The sequence below is a fragment of the Synechococcus sp. N19 genome, from assembly GCF_900474045.1.
In the GTDB taxonomy this organism is placed as follows: Bacteria; Cyanobacteriota; Cyanobacteriia; order PCC-6307; family Cyanobiaceae; genus Parasynechococcus.
The window spans coordinates 130067-145023 of record NZ_UCNR01000002.1 but is presented as its reverse complement, the minus strand read 5'-3'; the positions used below and the strand labels follow the sequence as shown (position 1 = coordinate 145023).

General features: G+C 60.2%; 20 protein-coding genes, 1 tRNA gene and 1 pseudogene. 12 read left to right on the top strand and 10 right to left on the bottom strand.

What is annotated here, in order from left to right; genetic code table 11:
• Positions 1-140 precede the first annotated feature (140 nt).
• Complete coding sequence (locus DXY02_RS00870) at positions 141-1598, top strand: glycoside hydrolase 100 family protein (RefSeq protein ID WP_114987420.1); 1458 nt, start codon at positions 141-143, stop codon at positions 1596-1598.
• 76 nt (positions 1599-1674) lie between these two features.
• Here DXY02_RS00870 and petD read toward each other — a convergent pair whose 3' ends face one another.
• Positions 1675-2157 (bottom strand): cytochrome b6-f complex subunit IV, encoded by a 483-nt coding sequence (gene petD, locus DXY02_RS00865; RefSeq protein WP_006851144.1) that lies wholly within the window; start codon positions 2155-2157, stop codon positions 1675-1677.
• A 39-nt stretch (positions 2158-2196) separates the two neighbouring features.
• Positions 2197-2853, bottom strand: a complete 657-nt coding sequence (gene petB / locus DXY02_RS00860) for a cytochrome b6 (RefSeq protein WP_011363493.1) — start codon at positions 2851-2853, stop codon at positions 2197-2199.
• A 67-nt stretch (positions 2854-2920) separates the two neighbouring features.
• Here petB and ctpZ point away from each other — a divergent pair, with 67 nt between their 5' ends.
• The 7 genes from ctpZ to DXY02_RS00825 all read left to right on the top strand — a co-directional run bounded on the left by ctpZ (position 2921) and on the right by DXY02_RS00825 (position 7601).
• Positions 2921-4198, top strand: a complete 1278-nt coding sequence (gene ctpZ, locus DXY02_RS00855) for a carboxyl-terminal processing protease CtpZ (RefSeq protein WP_114987418.1) — start codon at positions 2921-2923, stop codon at positions 4196-4198.
• Complete coding sequence (locus tag DXY02_RS00850) at positions 4195-5460, top strand: HD domain-containing protein (protein WP_114987416.1); 1266 nt, start codon at positions 4195-4197, stop codon at positions 5458-5460. Before ctpZ ends, DXY02_RS00850 begins: the two co-directional genes overlap by 4 nt.
• Positions 5461-5467: 7 nt before the next feature.
• A complete protein-coding gene (gene minC / locus DXY02_RS00845; protein WP_114987447.1) occupies positions 5468-6106 on the top strand; it encodes a septum site-determining protein MinC in 639 nt (212 codons plus the stop codon).
• A gap of 56 nt (positions 6107-6162) precedes the next feature.
• Positions 6163-6975 carry a septum site-determining protein MinD gene (minD, locus tag DXY02_RS00840; RefSeq protein ID WP_006849989.1) on the top strand — a complete coding sequence of 271 codons (813 nt, stop codon included), beginning with the start codon at positions 6163-6165 and terminating at the stop codon, positions 6973-6975.
• Positions 6976-6979: 4 nt separating this feature from the next.
• A complete protein-coding gene (gene minE / locus DXY02_RS00835) occupies positions 6980-7288 on the top strand; it encodes a cell division topological specificity factor MinE (RefSeq protein ID WP_006851856.1) in 309 nt (102 codons plus the stop codon).
• A complete protein-coding gene (locus DXY02_RS00830) occupies positions 7285-7539 on the top strand; it encodes a helix-turn-helix transcriptional regulator (RefSeq protein WP_114987414.1) in 255 nt (84 codons plus the stop codon). The genes minE and DXY02_RS00830 overlap by 4 nt, the downstream gene beginning before the upstream one ends.
• A tRNA-Thr gene (locus tag DXY02_RS00825) sits at positions 7530-7601 on the top strand. Before DXY02_RS00830 ends, DXY02_RS00825 begins: the two co-directional genes overlap by 10 nt.
• A gap of 9 nt (positions 7602-7610) precedes the next feature.
• On the opposite strand, the gene DXY02_RS12325 is transcribed toward DXY02_RS00825, so the two are convergent.
• The 6 genes and pseudogenes from DXY02_RS12325 to DXY02_RS00805 form a co-directional block, all read right to left on the bottom strand.
• On the bottom strand, positions 7611-7784 hold the full coding sequence (locus DXY02_RS12325) for a hypothetical protein (protein WP_170951286.1): 174 nt from the start codon (positions 7782-7784) through the stop codon (positions 7611-7613).
• Positions 7781-8395, bottom strand: coding sequence for an L-threonylcarbamoyladenylate synthase (locus DXY02_RS00820; protein WP_244276091.1), 615 nt, complete (start codon positions 8393-8395; stop codon positions 7781-7783). The genes DXY02_RS12325 and DXY02_RS00820 overlap by 4 nt, the downstream gene beginning before the upstream one ends.
• 13 nt (positions 8396-8408) lie before the next feature.
• Entirely contained in the window at positions 8409-9314 is a 906-nt protein-coding gene (gene prmC, locus DXY02_RS00815; protein WP_114987411.1) for a peptide chain release factor N(5)-glutamine methyltransferase, read from the bottom strand.
• On the bottom strand, positions 9293-9445 hold the full coding sequence (locus DXY02_RS13160; protein WP_371639813.1) for a hypothetical protein: 153 nt from the start codon (positions 9443-9445) through the stop codon (positions 9293-9295). The genes prmC and DXY02_RS13160 overlap by 22 nt, the downstream gene beginning before the upstream one ends.
• Before the next feature lie 141 nt (positions 9446-9586).
• Positions 9587-10308 (bottom strand): annotated as a pseudogene (locus DXY02_RS00810) (DNA-processing protein DprA); the annotation flags it as partial.
• A gap of 108 nt (positions 10309-10416) precedes the next feature.
• Positions 10417-10821, bottom strand: a complete 405-nt coding sequence (locus DXY02_RS00805; RefSeq protein ID WP_114987409.1) for a thioesterase family protein — start codon at positions 10819-10821, stop codon at positions 10417-10419.
• Between the two features lie 82 nt (positions 10822-10903).
• On the opposite strand from DXY02_RS00805, the gene DXY02_RS00800 reads away from it, so the two are divergent.
• Positions 10904-11752, top strand: coding sequence for a universal stress protein (locus tag DXY02_RS00800; protein ID WP_114987407.1), 849 nt, complete (start codon positions 10904-10906; stop codon positions 11750-11752).
• Between the two features lies 1 nt (position 11753).
• On the opposite strand, the gene psbM is transcribed toward DXY02_RS00800, so the two are convergent.
• Positions 11754-11858, bottom strand: coding sequence for a photosystem II reaction center protein PsbM (gene psbM / locus DXY02_RS00795; protein WP_025362091.1), 105 nt, complete (start codon positions 11856-11858; stop codon positions 11754-11756).
• A 59-nt stretch (positions 11859-11917) separates the two neighbouring features.
• The gene (locus tag DXY02_RS00790; RefSeq protein WP_114987405.1) at positions 11918-12394 is read right to left on the bottom strand and encodes a 2Fe-2S iron-sulfur cluster-binding protein; all 477 of its coding nucleotides are present in this window, start codon (positions 12392-12394) and stop codon (positions 11918-11920) included.
• Positions 12395-12576: 182 nt separating this feature from the next.
• Between DXY02_RS00790 and psbB the strand changes: the two genes are divergently transcribed.
• The 3 genes from psbB (at position 12577) to nrdR (ending at position 14949) form a co-directional block, all read left to right on the top strand.
• Positions 12577-14136 (top strand): photosystem II chlorophyll-binding protein CP47, encoded by a 1560-nt coding sequence (gene psbB / locus DXY02_RS00785; protein ID WP_114987403.1) that lies wholly within the window; start codon positions 12577-12579, stop codon positions 14134-14136.
• Positions 14137-14157: 21 nt separating this feature from the next.
• Entirely contained in the window at positions 14158-14253 is a 96-nt protein-coding gene (locus tag DXY02_RS00780; protein WP_011128841.1) for a photosystem II reaction center protein T, read from the top strand.
• 213 nt (positions 14254-14466) lie between these two features.
• Positions 14467-14949: a transcriptional regulator NrdR gene (gene nrdR / locus DXY02_RS00775; RefSeq protein WP_114987401.1), complete on the top strand. Its 483-nt coding sequence runs from the start codon at positions 14467-14469 to the stop codon at positions 14947-14949.
• Positions 14950-14957: the final 8 nt, after the last annotated feature.

The following is a 14957-nucleotide window of genomic DNA, read 5'->3' as shown; positions in this document are numbered from 1 at the left end:
CTCTCGGCTCCCGCGCAAGCCAAAACCATAACACCACATCCCCCGAGGTCGCAATGGGCAAGCCGCATTGAAGATCTGAAGGGTTGCTTCCACTGGCGAAACCCATTGCCAGAACTACGTTTCAGTTGGAGGTCACCGCGATGCCAACGCGTTTCACCGAACAAAGCCAGCGTTTCCGCCCCAACTCAAACGAAGAGCAGGTGCTGCAAAAAGCACGGGAACACTTCGAAGCCACGCTGATTGGCGTCCAGGGGGAACTCGCCGGCAGCGTTGCCGCGATGGAACATCGACGCGCTGACGACGCCCTCAACTACGGCGAGATCTTCCTGCGGGACAACGTTCCCGTGATGATCTACCTGATGCTGGAGGGCCGCTTCGCCATCGTGAAGCAGTTTTTGAGCGTCAGCCTTCAGCTCCAAAGCACCAACGTTCAAACCCGCGGTGTCTTCCCCACCAGCTTTGTGGAGGAAGAGGGAGAACTGGTTGCCGACTATGGCCAGCGCTCGATCGGTCGCATCACCTCAGTGGATGCAAGCCTCTGGTGGCCGATTCTCTGCTGGATCTACGTCAAGCGCAGTGGGGACATCGACTTCGGTCGCAGTCCGGAAGTGCAACGCGGTTTGCAACTGCTGCTCGATCTGGTTCTTCACCCCAGCTTCGAGGGCACACCGGTGCTGTTCGTTCCCGACTGCGCGTTCATGATTGATCGCCCCATGGACGTGTGGGGCGCTCCACTGGAAGTGGAAGTGCTGCTCTTCGCAGCGCTGCGCAGCTGCGTTGGGCTGATGGAACTCTGCCAACGCCACGAGAACAGCGTTCTTCTGGGGGAACGATTGCGGCTGAGCCGGCAATGGACCCATGACTTGCGGCAGTTCCTGCTGAAGCACTACTGGGTGACCAGCAAAACGATGCAAGTGCTTCGGCGACGCCCAACGGAGCAGTACGGCGAAAACCAGCACCACAACGAATTCAACGTTCAACCCCAGGTCATCCCCGACTGGTTGCAGGACTGGCTCGAGAACCGTGGCGGTTACATGATCGGCAACATGCGCACCGGACGACCGGATTTCCGCTTCTACTCCTTAGGAAATTCCCTGGCATCGCTGTTCGGGTTGCTGACCGCGCCACAGCAACGGGCCCTGTTCCGACTGGTGCTCCACAACCGTGACCACCTCATGGCCCAGATGCCGATGCGCATCTGTCATCCCCCCATGGAGGGCGTGGAATGGGAGAACAAAACGGGCTCCGACCCCAAGAACTGGCCCTGGAGCTATCACAACGGTGGCCACTGGCCGAGCCTGCTCTGGTTTTTTGGTGCATCCATCCTTCTGCACGAACGACTGAATCCACAGGCCGACGTGTTGCTGATGGGGCAAATGAAAACGCTGTTGGACGAGTGCTATTGGAGCCATCTCAACCAACTGCCCCGTCAGCAGTGGGCTGAATATTTCGATGGCCCCACAGGAACCTGGGTTGGACAGCAATCACGCACCTATCAGACCTGGACCATCGTTGGTTTTCTGCTGATGCACCACTTTCTCCACGTCAACCCAGACGACGTGCTGATGCTCAATCTCGACGAATCGATGGGTCACTGACGAACCACCGCAGCCATGGCACAAAAAAACCCCGGCTCGGGGAGCCAGGGTCCATCAACTGAGCTCGAAGAACGGATCAGAACAGTCCGAGAGTGAGGGACTTGTCGATCGGAAGTGCTGCACCAATACCGAGGTAGATGGTGACAAGGGTTCCGGTCAGGAAGACAGTCATCGCCACGGGACGACGGAAAGGGTTCTGGAACTTGTTGAAGCTCTCGATGAAAGGAACAAGCATCAGACCCAGGGGAACGAGGGTTTGCAGAGCAATACCCAAAAGCTTGTTGGGAACAACCCGCAGAATCTGGAACACGGGGTAGAGGTACCACTCAGGAAGAATTTCCAGAGGGGTGGCGAAGGGATCAGCCTTGTCAGCAAGCATGGCTGGATCCAGGACGGCCAGACCAACTACACAGGCGATGGTGCCGAGGATCACCACCGGGAAGATGTAGAGGAGATCGTTAGGCCAAGCAGGCTCGCCGTAATAGTTATGACCCATGCCCTTGGCGAGCTTGGCCCGCATCTTGGGGTCAGAGAGATCAGGCTTCTTGAGAATGTGCATCGTTTAATCCAGGTGTTGAAGGAACAGTAGGAACGCAGATCACAAGGGACCAGAAATGCCCTGCTTCCGTATCATCAGGAAGTGCATGAGCATGAACACCGCCAGCAGCCAGGGCATCACGAAGGTGTGAAGGCTGTAGAAGCGAGTGAGAGTGGCCTGACCGACGCTTTCGCCACCGCGAAGCAGTTCCACCATGAAATCGCCAACAACAGGGATGGCAGCAGGGACGCCGGAAACGATCTTCACAGCCCAGTAACCAACTTGGTCCCAGGGAAGGGAGTAACCGGTCACGCCGAAAGACACGGTGATGACTGCCATGGTCACGCCGGTGACCCAAGTGAGCTCACGGGGACGCTTGAAGCCGCCTGTGAGGTACACGCGGAACACGTGGAGGATGAGCATCAACACCATCATTGATGCGCTCCAGCGGTGCACAGAGCGAATCAGCCAACCGAAGCTGACGTCGGTCATCAGGTATTCGACAGACTTGTAAGCCTCAGCAACGGTGGGCTTGTAATAAAAGGTCATCGCGAAACCAGTCGCGAACTGAATCAGGAAGCACACCAACGTGATGCCCCCCAGGCAATAGAAGATGTTGACGTGGGGGGGCACGTACTTGGAACCAATGTCGTCAGCAATGTCCTGGATTTCCAGACGTTCCTGGAACCAGTCGTAAACCGGTGATGAGTTCGCCATGCACAAGCGGGCTCGAGTTGCGAAAGTCTACTGAGCACGCTTCTGCCACTGAGGCGAACCCACCGCGATGTATCCAACTGTTAACGATCTTTCAGACTGGCTGCGGCGCAAAGGTTTTCAGGCGCTGAGGCAACTGATCGCAGCGTCTCTTTGCTGCTTTTTGGTGCTGGGCAGCGCCTGCACAGCCGTTGCACTTAGCGACACACAACAGCTCGTGGTGGACAGCTGGCGGCTTGTGAACCAGGGCTTTTGGAACCCAGAGCAACTTGATGCGGTGCGTTGGAAGCGTCAACGGCAGAAGGCCATGGAACGCAGCATCGAGAGCAGCAACGATGCCTATGCAGCCATAGAATCGATGCTGGCTCAGCTGGGCGACCCCTACACGCGGCTGCTTCGTCCAGAGGACTACACGGCGCTGAAGAACAGCACCAACGGAAGCCTCAGCGGTGTGGGCTTGCAACTCGGGCCGGATGAAAGCGGCAATGGTGTTGTGGTGATTTCTGCCCTCGAGGGTTCACCTGCCGGCGAGGCGGAGATCACCAGTGGAACGCAGTTGCTGTCTGTTGATGGCCGGAGCGTGGTGGATCTGGGTCTGGAGGGAACCGTGGCAGCGCTGCGCGGAGACGTGGGTTCGCAGGTGGTACTGACGCTGGACAACGGCAGCGGTGAAACAAACGAGCTAACCCTGGAACGCCGCAGCGTGGACCTCAGGCCGGTGCGTACAAGACGCTTGCGCAGCGGCAGTCACACCCTTGGCTATCTGCGGATCACCCAGTTCAGCGAAGGAGTTCCCGAACAGGTGAAAGAAGCCCTTACAGAACTGCAGAACAAAGAGATCGAAGGATTGGTGCTCGACCTCCGCAACAACTCAGGCGGATTGGTGAGCGCTGGATTGGCAGTCGCCGACGACTTCCTTTCCGGTGGCGCCATCGTTGAAACCCGCAACCGCGAGGGCATCAATGACACCATCCAGGCCAGTCTCCAGACGGTGTACGACGGACCGATGGTCACCCTCGTGAACGGAGGGACGGCCAGTGCGAGTGAAATCCTGGCTGGCGCCCTCCAGGACAACGAACGCGCCACCCTTCTCGGAGGCCAGACGTTCGGCAAAGGGCTGATTCAAACGCTGACCAACCTCAGTGATGGCAGCGGCCTCGCCGTGACCGTTGCTGGCTACGTGACACCGAGTGGACGGGACATTCAAGGGGAAGGCATCGCTCCCGATCGTGGATTATCAGATCCGGAACCTCTGAACCCCGGCGGTGACGGTGATCGCTGGCTCTCGGAAGCTGAGCAATGGATGGAGGCCCTGCTGGAACAACCCGCTGACGAGACCGAGGCATGAGTCAGCGGACCTATCACGACCCTCTGCATCGCGGCATTGGTCTTGACCGCCAAGCCCCAGCCGAGGGAATGGTGATGGACCTGGTGGACACGGCGCCATTCCAGCGCCTGCGACGCATCCGCCAGCTGGGTCCGGCCTACCTCACCTTTCACAGCGCTGAATCCAGTCGATTCACCCACTCGCTGGGGGTCTTTCATCTGGCACGCCGTGCGTTTGAGCGGATGCTGCCGTTGGCACCCGAGTTGGAGACGTATCGGGGGCTGCTCTACGGAGCTGCTTTGCTCCATGACATTGGCCATGGCCCCCTCAGCCACACCGGCGAAGAGATGTTTGGCCTGCACCATGAAGCGTGGTCAGCGCGGGTGATCCGGCATCACCCAGAGATCCATGAATGTCTTGAGAGCCATGCATCCGGCACGGCTGAGGCGGTGGCGAACCTGCTGGAGCATGGACGCAGCCCTCACCCCCTGATCAAACACCTCGTCAGCAGTCAGCTGGATTGCGACCGACTGGATTACCTCCTGCGCGACAGCTACAGCACCGGAACGCGCTACGGGCAACTGGATCTCGACCGCATCCTGGGAGCACTGACCCTGGCCCCTGACGGGGACATGGCCATTCATCCCAAGGGTCTGATGGCTGTGGAGCACTACCTGGTGGTGAGAAACCTCATGTACAGGAGCGTCTACAACCACCGGTTGAATGTGGTGTGCAACTGGCTGCTGGAAAAACTGATCCTGACGGCACGACAACTGGGGCCTGACCAGGTGTGGGCTGATGAGGTGATGGCCACCTGGCTCTGGCAACCAGACCAGATCCGCTTGGAGGACTTCCTCGCCAACGATGACCAACGCACCGGCTACCACCTCCAGCGCTGGCAAGCCGAAGCGCCAGCAGCCCTGGCTGAACTGAGTGGGCGTTTCCTGGATCGACGCCTGCTCAAAGCAACGGCCGTTGAACATCTTTCCCCGGCGGATCAACTGCAATTGCTTGCAACAGCAAGGCGTCTGGCCGATCGTCATGGCCACGACCCTGAACTCTGCTGCGGATTGCGTCATCAACAGCTGCGCGGGTACCACCCCTATCGAGGCGGCTTGCGCCTCTGGGACGGGCAACAACTCCAAGCCCTGGAGAAAGCCTCTCCCCTGGTCGCAAGTCTGGCGACCCCGGCGGCAACCTCCTGGTTGATTCACCCCCGCGACATCAGCAACGAGCTCAGGCAGGAGATGGACGTTGAATGGCCACGAGCAGCAGCAGCGTGAAGCAGCCATGACCTTGAGGCTTCCCGACCAGCGCCTGGATCACTGGAGGGATCGTTTGCCTGATCTGCTGAGCAGGTGTTCCCAACCGATTGTTGATCTCGATTGCGGGGACTGGGTATTGACCTGCAGCGACATCGCTGATTTGTGCGCCGCCGTGAGCGAGGCAGGCCATCAACTCGGACGCATCACCGGCCAGGTAGCCGAGACGGTTGTGAGTGCTTCAGCCTTGGGACTGGACGCAAGCCGGTCCAACACGCTGTCCAGCCGTGAACTCCCGCCCAATCCTTTGACGACAGCCCCTTCCGAGCTGTTGTTTCATCACGGAACCCTGCGCTCCGGCGACCATCTCCAAAGCGAGCGCACCATCCTTCTCTATGGCGATGTGAATCCTGGAGCGCGGATCAGTTCAGCCGCTGATGTTTTGGTGTGGGGTCGCCTGCGGGGCGTGGCCCATGCCGGATGCGAGGGGTCAACAACCGCGAAAATCGTTGCTCTGCAGCTGCGGCCACTGCAACTAAGGATTGCTGACGTTGTCGCCCGAGGCCCCGAGGATCTGCCCCAGGCGGGTTTGGCCGAACAGGCCGAGCTCAAGGATGGCGTGATCGCCATTGAACCCGCCGTCATCCAGAGCTTTCAAAAACGCTGACGTCGTTGTCAGGCCCAAAAGCCAGATTATTCTGGCCGCACCAAAGCAGAACCCTGGTGTCGACGACCCGAACCATCCTCATCTGTTCTGGCAAAGGCGGTGTCGGAAAAACAACGACCACGGCAAACCTTGGGATCGCCCTTGCTCGCCAAGGCGCCAAGACCGTGGTTCTTGACGCGGACTTCGGTCTGAGGAACCTCGACCTGCTCCTGGGCCTGGAGAACCGCATCGTCTACACCGCTCAGGAGGTGTTGGCCGAGACTTGCCGGCTGGAGCAAGCCCTGGTGAAGCACAAGCAGGAGCCCAATCTGGCCCTGCTCCCTGCGGGCAACCCTCGGATGCTCGAGTGGCTCAAGCCCAAGGACATGCAAGCCATCGTTGCTCTGCTGGAACGCCAGTTCGATTACGTGTTGATCGACTGCCCGGCAGGCATCGAAGATGGATTCAAAAATGCCGCGGCCGCAGCTCGAGAAGCAGTGGTGATCACCACCCCGGAAGTGGCCGCCGTGCGGGACGCTGATCGGGTGATCGGGCTTCTAAACACCCAGGGCGTGCAGCCTGTGCAGCTCGTGCTCAACAGGGTGCGGCCGAAGATGATGTCGAATCAGGAAATGCTCTCGGTCGACGACGTCACCGACATCCTGGCGTTACCTCTTCTGGGGCTTGTTTTTGAAGACGAACAGGTGATCGTGAGCACCAACCGCGGTGAACCCTTGACCCTGAGTGATTCGTCGTCCCCAGCGGCCCAGGCCTACGGCAACATCGCTCAACGGCTTCAGGGTGAAGACATTCCTCTGATGGACCCCTCCCAGGCCCGCCGCGGCCTCCGCGCCAGGATGCGCAAGCTGATGCAAACCCGGATTTTCTGAGGCGATGACACTCAAGGAATTCATCGACAAACTCCTGCGCCGTCAGCCCGCCAGTGCAGAAACAGCCAAAGAGCGGCTGCAGTTGGTGCTGGCCCACGACCGCAGTGACCTCAATCCGGAGCTGCTCGAACAAATGCGGCGCGAGATCCTCGAAGTGGTGGCCCGCTATGTGGAGATCGACCTCGCTGAAGGTGATGTGAGCCTCGAGACGGAAGATCGCGTCACCGCCCTGGTGGCCAACCTGCCGATCCGTCGCCCGATCGCCCAACCCGCAAAGGTGGAACCCTCTGAGCAGCAACCTGCTCAAGCTTGAAACCTCGAATCCCAAACCTCCTCACCCCCGCTGAACAGCGGGTGGTGCTGTTGTTGCTCGAAGGCCTCAACAACCGAGCCATCGCCCAGCGGTTGGTGATCAGTCATCGCACCGTTGAATGCCACATCAGCAGGGCACTCCGGAAAAGCGGATGTCGCAATCGACTCGAGCTGGTGCTTTGGCTGATTAGCGATCAAGACCCCGCCTTGAATCGCCTGGCAGCCGGTACGATGCACCCCATGCCGGCTTAGCTCAGCGGTAGAGCAGCGCTTTTGTAAAGCGAAGGCCATCGGTTCAAATCCGTTAGCCGGCTTGATCTGGATCAGGGCGAAGTACTGCGGTCTGATTCGCCTGCCAGCAGCCAGATGAAGAACACCCCCAACAACCAGGGGAGAAGATTCAGTTGAAGCGTCCAGGTGAAGACCGCTTCAAGGGGTTCCAGCACCCAATGAAGCAAGGCCATCACCAGCAGGCAGAGCCCAACAAGCGAAATCACTCGAGCACCTCAACCCCTGCTGGAATCACAGCACCCCGGCGCGCCAGGCGCCAGCGTCCTTCCTCCACCCAGACCAACACCGTGCTGGCCTGGCCCGAGGGTTGAGGCCAGGGCTGCGGACCCAGCTGCGCGACATCAGGGAAAACCAGAGCCGCCTCTGCTGCAGTCATGCTGGCGGGTTCACCGGAGCGATTGGCACTGGTGGTGGCCAACGGCCCGCTGATCTGAAGCAGTGCGCGGGTCTGCTCACAGGCCGGAATGCGGCAGCCCAGCGTTGTTCCACCTGGGTTGAGATACCGGCCCGCACCGTCATCACGGGCAGGCAACACCAGCGTGAGCGCTCCAGGCCAATAGCGCTCAGCCAAAGCTTCAACCTCCCGATGGCAGGGCCCCTCAACCTCGTGGAGCAAGTCATTGACGGATGCTCCCATCAAAATGAGGGGCTTATCGGCTGGTCGGAATTTCAAGCGCCAGAGGGTCTGGGCTTGATCGGGAAGCACCGCCAGGCCCGGCAGCGTGTCGGTGGGAATGATGGCGGCTTCACCGGCACGAAGCCGCAGCGCCAGGTCGGAGGCGGCCAGAACCGGAGCAGGCATGAATCCTTCCTTCATCGCAGGAGTTGCATCAGCTTGATGCGGCAGGTTTGCAAGCAAGCGCAAAGCGAAGGGTCCCCTCAAGATCAGCGGCCGCTCTGACCTCCACCAAGCCGGCATCCCGCAGAAGCTGCGTCACCTGAGCGCTCTGGTCGTGGTGGTGTTCGAGCAGAAGCCAACCTCCGGGCGACAGCCCCATTAGGGCGCCATCCACCACCGTGCGGATCGCATCCAAGCCATCTGCTCCCCCAAGCAACGCCAAGTGAGGTTCGTGGTCACGCACCACAGCCTCAAGACCGTCAACCACAGCACTGGGGATGTAGGGAGGATTGCTGACCACCAAATCCAGGCTTCCCCACCAGCACTTGAGGGGAGACCACCACGACCCGAGGTGCAGCGAACAGTTGTGATGCGGGGCGCAACGCTCAAGATTGCGTTCTGCCAACTGCAAGGCATCGGAACTGAGATCGACGCCATGCCCTGGTGCCGTGGGCCAGGCACGGGCCAGAGCCACAGCGATGGCTCCTGAACCAGTGCCGAGGTCAGCCCAACGAGCGGGAGGGGTGGCTTTGAACTGGCTCATGGCCAGATCCACCAGCAGTTCCGTTTCCTGACGGGGAATTAATGCGGCAGGCGACGACTCAAGCAGCACATCCCGCCAGGGACAGAGCCCAACCAGGTGCTGGAGGGGAACATTCCCATGAAGGTGACGCTCCCACAGCTCAGAGAGCACCTCAAGGGACTGCTCCAGGGCGACGGTGCGCGTGGGGTCCAGCAACAGCCGTTGCAGGCTGGCCCAACGAAGACCAGCGGCCAGATCAAGCAGCCAATCCAGATCAGCCGCGGTGCCACCCCGGGCGAGTTGTTGGCGCCGCCACTGCAACACATCAGTGCCGGCAACGGTTGTGCAGTCTCTCAAGGCCGAGGCTTGCGCCAATGCAATCCAGATTCACACAGCAGTTCGCGCCGACATTCGAGCGCCAAAAGCTGGGGGGCCAGCTCAGCGGGGGAGCACTGCAAACGAAGCACCAGCTGATCAAAGGTCGCCCCTGAGCCAATGGCCTCCATCAACCGTTGATGCTTGCCGCGTGACTCCTCTGACCTCAACGGGCCCTCGCCAATGGAAGCGAGCAGATCCTCAGGGTGAATCAAGGCAGTCGCACCATCCCGAAGCAGGGCATTGCTGCCCCGACAGGACCAACGGCGGGCATCCCCCGGAACCACCCATATTGGGCACTGCATCCGGCTCGCCCAGCGGGCCGAAATCAATGCTCCGCTGCGTTGCGGACACTCCACCACCACGAGCGCCTGGGCAAAGGCCACCAACCAACGGTTCCGCGCCGCGAAGTGCTCTGGGCGCACACGGCAGCCGGACCGACTCGGACTGATCAACAGCCCTTGCCTGCCGACCTGCTGTTGCAACGATCCTGGTGGGCTGGATAGACACGGTCCAAGGGTGTCCCCAACACCGCGATGGGTGCACCGTTTCTGGCCAAACAGCCGCGATGGGCTGCAGCATCAATCCCTTCCGCAAGACCACTAAGGACGGGCCAACCCGCCTCGGCCAGACCACGGCCCAGTTCTTTAGCCATGGCAAGACCATGGTCCGAGGCGGAACGCGTGCCCACCACTGCGATGGCTGTGCGGGCATGGATGTGCCGAAGCAGCGATCGATCCCCTTCGACGTAGAGCCCGGAAGGGGGTGCCTGCACAACATCCAAGCAAGTAGGCCAACCAGGATCACCCGGCAAAAGGGCACAAGCAGGCACGTCAAGCTTCGGAGCAGCCCCGTGCTCGAACCTGTAACGCTCAACGTCGCGCAAACAGTGCGCCGGCCAAGCCAGCGCCTGGCCCAAGTGTTCGATCGGCCACCCCCAGAGCTGATCAGGGCCGATGGCTTGGTCGCGGCAAAGCCTGCGCAGATCAGCCATGCGGGCGTTGCCCAAGCCAGGGCAACAGGTCCAGAGCCACCACCACCCCGCACCAGCCCCGAGCAAGTACATGTGTACTAGCACGACAGCGGTGGCTCAGGGCTCGATTCAGAGCGATTGGCGCACCAGCTGATCCATCACCTCCTGCAGCTGCGCCGGCACGCGCCTGAGTACGCGCTCCTCACGCACCATCACCAGATTCACCGACGCCACCGCAACCACCGCGTCTCCGCAGACAAAGCGTGATATCCATGGCCAGCGCACCCCCTGCTGACCAGGGCATCGGCTTTCAACACACACTTCGTCGCCGTGCCGGAGCGGCTGGCGGTAATCCAGGCGAAGGGACACCACCGGCATATCGACGCCCATCGCGGTCATGGCGGCATAGCCAAGGCCCGCAGCCTGGAGGGCCTCAACCCTGGCCTCCTCAAGCCACTGCACATAGGCCCCATGCCACATCACACCGGCGTAATCGGTGTGCTGTGGCAGCACACGCTTGTTCAGGGTGTACATGATCCGCGTAACGCTGTGACATCAGCTTCTCTCCACGGAGGCAACCACCCATAGGCTTCCGCAGAGGCTGCTTCATCTCCCTGTGTTCAGGAACCTTCTGATTGCCGACTCGGGCAAGGGTCACGTCGAGGAAATGATCCGGATGCTCCAGGACATTCCCAGCCTGAAGGCCGCAAAAATCAATTTGCTGCATGTGGTGTCGGAGCAAAGCAAGTCGCAATCCGACGGCCATCGCGACGAAGCAGAAAACCTCTTGAACAGCGCAATCACGCGCATGGGCCTGAGCCCGTCAAGCGTGAGCACCTTGATTCGCGAGGGCGACACCAAACAGACCGTGCTCAAGGTTGCCGATGAAGTTCAGGCCGACCTGATCGTGATGGGATCCCGCGGCCTGGGACGGCTTCAATCGATCCTGGCCAACAGCACCAGCCAATACGTCTTTCAGCTGTCCACGCGGCCGATGCTGCTGGTGCGGGATGACCTCTACGTCAAGCATGTCAACCGCGTGATGGTGACGATCGACGGAACAGGCGTTGGGGACGACGCTCTGCGCACGGCCTGCGAACTGGTGCGTGAAATCCCTGGCGGAACGCTCACCGGCGTTCATGTCGTACGCCAGGAGTCAGCACCCTCTCGGGGAGGCCGCACAAAAGCAGACGAGGTTCTTGACGCCGCTGTTCAGCGGGCCAGGGGTTTCGGTGTCGACATGAAAGCCATCCACACCGAAGGGAAGGACATCGGTCGCAGCGTTTGCCTGGCTGCATCGGAATGCAACGCCGACCTGGTGGTCATCGCCTCTCAGGACCGACGTCCTCTTGTCGCTAGAGGACTGGTGGATTTGGACAAGCTTCTGGGCGGATCAGTTAGCGACTACATCCGAGTGCATGCACCAGCCCCTGTGCTGCTGGTGCGTGAGCCTGAACAAGGCTGAATCAGGCCTCGTTGTTCTGCGTGCCGATGTAGAGCACGATCAGGAAGATCGCCGGAACCAGGATGAACAGGAGGCTGGCGACGAATCCGAGATCGTTGGTTTCCATGGCCGTTGGAGGGATCCAGGCGAAGGTATCACCGACAAGAGGCCTGGGGAGCGTCTGCCCTAGGCCTCGTCACCGGCGGTAGCAGCCTTGGCATCTCGGCCGTCGCCATCGCCCCCATCCTGGTCCTCCTCATCGAGCTCACTGGCCGGAGGCGCTGGCCATGCCGTGGGACCCGCCGGCAGCGGGGCCTGCCTGGCCGCAGCCAATCTCGAATCGGCATTGGCGAGCCTCACCTGAGGCCGGGTGAGAACCATGACGGACTTCTCCACCAGGGCCTGGCATGCCAGACGCCACTCCTGGGGTCGGCGGCGCAACTTGCTGTCTTCGACGGCAGTGCGTGCCGTCAGCGCATCGGCGTTGTCTTCGTCAACCACGGAAACGAAGCATGTGATGCACTGACCACACCCTCCGCAGTTGCCCAGCTGCCCCTTCAGGCCGTAGAGCTCGATGCCCTCGCGACGGGCCACCTCACGCAGATTCTCACCGGGGTAACACTCCACATCACGCCCTTCGCGAACAAACCGGATAACGGGCATGAGCTCACAAGCAACCAGCCCCCATCATGGGCTGAAGCATTGCGTTTTGTGAACGGCAGGGTCCCGACTTTCATGTCACTGACCGTTGCGGGCAGGTCACTTTTCCCCCGCCCCATGGACTGAAGCCCTTACGATCTCCCATGTCTGACTGCATAAGCAGTCTTGTCCCCCGAACCTGACCCATGGGATTGCCCTGGTATCGGGTGCACACCGTTGTCATTAATGACCCGGGCCGCCTTCTGGCTGTGCACCTCATGCATACAGCCCTCGTAGCCGGCTGGGCCGGCTCCATGGCTCTCTACGAGCTGGCCATTTTCGATCCGTCTGATCCTGTCCTGAACCCGATGTGGCGTCAGGGCATGTTCGTGATGCCTTTCATGTCCCGCCTTGGCGTGACCGGCAGCTGGGGTGGATGGAGCATCACCGGTGAAACGGGTGTTGATCCCGGCTTCTGGAGTTTCGAGGGCGTCGCTGCCGCTCACATCGTTTTCTCCGGCCTGATGATGCTGGCCGCTATCTGGCACTGGACCTACTGGGATCTTGAGATCTGGCAGGACCCCCGTACCGGCGAGCCTGCTCTCGACCTGCCAAAGATCTTTGGCATCCACCTGCTTCTCGCTGGACTCGGCTGCTTCGGCTTCGGTGCTTTCCACCTCACTGGCGTCTTCGGGCCAGGCATGTGGATCTCTGACCCATATGCATTAACCGGTCATCTCGAGGCTGTTCAACCGTCTTGGGGACCCGAAGGTTTCAACCCCTTCAATCCCGGTGGAATCGTTGCCCACCACATTGCTGCTGGCATCGTCGGCATCATTGCTGGCATCTTCCATATCACCACTCGTCCGCCCGAGCGTCTCTACAAAGCGCTTCGGATGGGCAACATCGAAACCGTTCTGGCCAGCGCCATCGCAGCCGTGTTCTTCGCCGCCTTTATCGTGGCTGGAACCATGTGGTACGGCTCTGCTGCGACTCCCGTCGAACTGTTTGGCCCCACCCGTTACCAGTGGGATCAGAGCTACTTCAAGACTGAGATCAACCGTCGTGTACAAACCGCGATGGACGATGGAGCTACCCAGGAAGAAGCCTTCGAGGCCATCCCTGAGAAGCTCGCCTTCTACGACTACGTCGGCAACAGCCCTGCCAAGGGCGGTCTGTTCCGCGTGGGCCCGATGGTGAACGGTGATGGTCTGGCAACCGCTTGGGTTGGTCACATCGCATTCAGCGACAAAGAAGGTCGCAACCTCGAAGTCCGTCGCCTGCCGAACTTCTTCGAAAACTTCCCCGTCGTTCTGGAAGATGAGCAAGGCATCGTCCGTGCCGACATTCCTTACCGTCGTGCGGAAGCCAAGTTCTCCTTCGAACAACAGGGAGTGACCGCCAAGGTGTTCGGTGGAGCACTTGACGGCCAGACCTTCACTGACCCCGCCGACGTGAAGCGCCTTGCGCGCAAGGCTCAGCTGGGTGAAGCCTTCGACTTCGACCGTGAGACCTACAACTCTGACGGTACGTTCCGTAGCTCGCCACGCGGCTGGTTCACCTTTGGCCACGCCACCTTCGCGCTGCTGTTCTTCTTCGGCCACATCTGGCACGGTGCCCGCACCCTTTACCGCGACGTGTTCGCTGGTATTGATCCCGACCTCGGAGATCAGGTGGAGTTTGGCCTCTTCGCCAAGCTCGGTGACAAAACCACCCGTCGCCTGCCAGAGGGCTACGTTCCCCCCGCTGGAACTCCCCTCAACTGATCGCCCTCTAGGAACAACACGATGGAAAGCTTCGCTTACGTCCTCATCCTTACCCTTGCGATTGCCACCCTCTTCTTCGCAATCGCCTTCCGCGATCCGCCGAAAATCGGTAAGTGATTTGATCTCCCAAAACCCCGCCTAGGCGGGGTTTTTTCATGCTTTCCATCACCCACCGTCGCAAGCCGGTCTCGTCCGCGCGAGTGGATCACAGCAGTCTCACGTCAGCGACAGCCATCGACGCAGTCCTCAAATGAGACTGATGTCCACGAAACCCTTCTCAAGTCTCAAATCAGTGTCTACAGTTGGTGCAACTAATTGATTCCCTCGGGGATGCAGTGCCCCTCCTGCCAAAACACAGATAGTCGCGTTCTCGAATCCAGGGCAGCGGATGGTGGACGCAGCGTGAGACGACGGAGTGAATGCCTCAACTGTGAATTTCGCTTCACCACCTACGAACGGGTGGAGACCGTTCCGATCACGGTGATCAAACGCAACGGCAACCGTGAAATCTTCAGTCGCAGCAAGTTGCTGCACGGCTTGAATCGAGCTTGCGAGAAAACGGGCTTGGACACCTCTCGGCTCGAATCCCTCGTGGAAGAACTCGAACTGAAACTCCAGCAACGCACCGGCAAGGAAGTGAGCAGCACCGAGATCGGTGAATTCGTGCTGAGGGATCTCAAACAGATCAGCGAAGTGGCCTACATCCGGTTCGCATCCGTTTACCGCCAGTTCCGAGGCATTGACGACTTCGTCTCGACCCTGGAAACACTGAACGCCGATCAGGAACAGAACCATCTGGCCACTGTTCGTTGAATCGGTTC

What these genes read in the sequence shown, in the direction of transcription:
- DXY02_RS00850 (WP_114987416.1), top strand. Translation starts at nt 4,195, where the DNA reads ATGAGTCAGCGGACCTATCACGACCCTCTGCATCGCGGCATTGGTCTT.
- minC (WP_114987447.1), top strand. Translation starts at nt 5,468, where the DNA reads ATGACCTTGAGGCTTCCCGACCAGCGCCTGGATCACTGGAGGGATCGT.
- psbB (WP_114987403.1), top strand. Translation starts at nt 12,577, where the DNA reads ATGGGATTGCCCTGGTATCGGGTGCACACCGTTGTCATTAATGACCCG.
- petB (WP_011363493.1), bottom strand. Translation starts at nt 2,853, where the DNA reads ATGGCGAACTCATCACCGGTTTACGACTGGTTCCAGGAACGTCTGGAA.
- petD (WP_006851144.1), bottom strand. Translation starts at nt 2,157, where the DNA reads ATGCACATTCTCAAGAAGCCTGATCTCTCTGACCCCAAGATGCGGGCC.
- DXY02_RS00870 (WP_114987420.1), top strand. Translation starts at nt 141, where the DNA reads ATGCCAACGCGTTTCACCGAACAAAGCCAGCGTTTCCGCCCCAACTCA.
- nrdR (WP_114987401.1), top strand. Translation starts at nt 14,467, where the DNA reads ATGCAGTGCCCCTCCTGCCAAAACACAGATAGTCGCGTTCTCGAATCC.
- DXY02_RS00805 (WP_114987409.1), bottom strand. Translation starts at nt 10,821, where the DNA reads ATGTACACCCTGAACAAGCGTGTGCTGCCACAGCACACCGATTACGCC.
- psbM (WP_025362091.1), bottom strand. Translation starts at nt 11,858, where the DNA reads ATGGAAACCAACGATCTCGGATTCGTCGCCAGCCTCCTGTTCATCCTG.
- DXY02_RS00790 (WP_114987405.1), bottom strand. Translation starts at nt 12,394, where the DNA reads ATGCCCGTTATCCGGTTTGTTCGCGAAGGGCGTGATGTGGAGTGTTAC.
- DXY02_RS00780 (WP_011128841.1), top strand. Translation starts at nt 14,158, where the DNA reads ATGGAAAGCTTCGCTTACGTCCTCATCCTTACCCTTGCGATTGCCACC.
- DXY02_RS13160 (WP_371639813.1), bottom strand. Translation starts at nt 9,445, where the DNA reads ATGGAGGCCATTGGCTCAGGGGCGACCTTTGATCAGCTGGTGCTTCGT.
- DXY02_RS00820 (WP_244276091.1), bottom strand. Translation starts at nt 8,395, where the DNA reads ATGAAGGAAGGATTCATGCCTGCTCCGGTTCTGGCCGCCTCCGACCTG.
- minE (WP_006851856.1), top strand. Translation starts at nt 6,980, where the DNA reads ATGACACTCAAGGAATTCATCGACAAACTCCTGCGCCGTCAGCCCGCC.
- ctpZ (WP_114987418.1), top strand. Translation starts at nt 2,921, where the DNA reads ATGTATCCAACTGTTAACGATCTTTCAGACTGGCTGCGGCGCAAAGGT.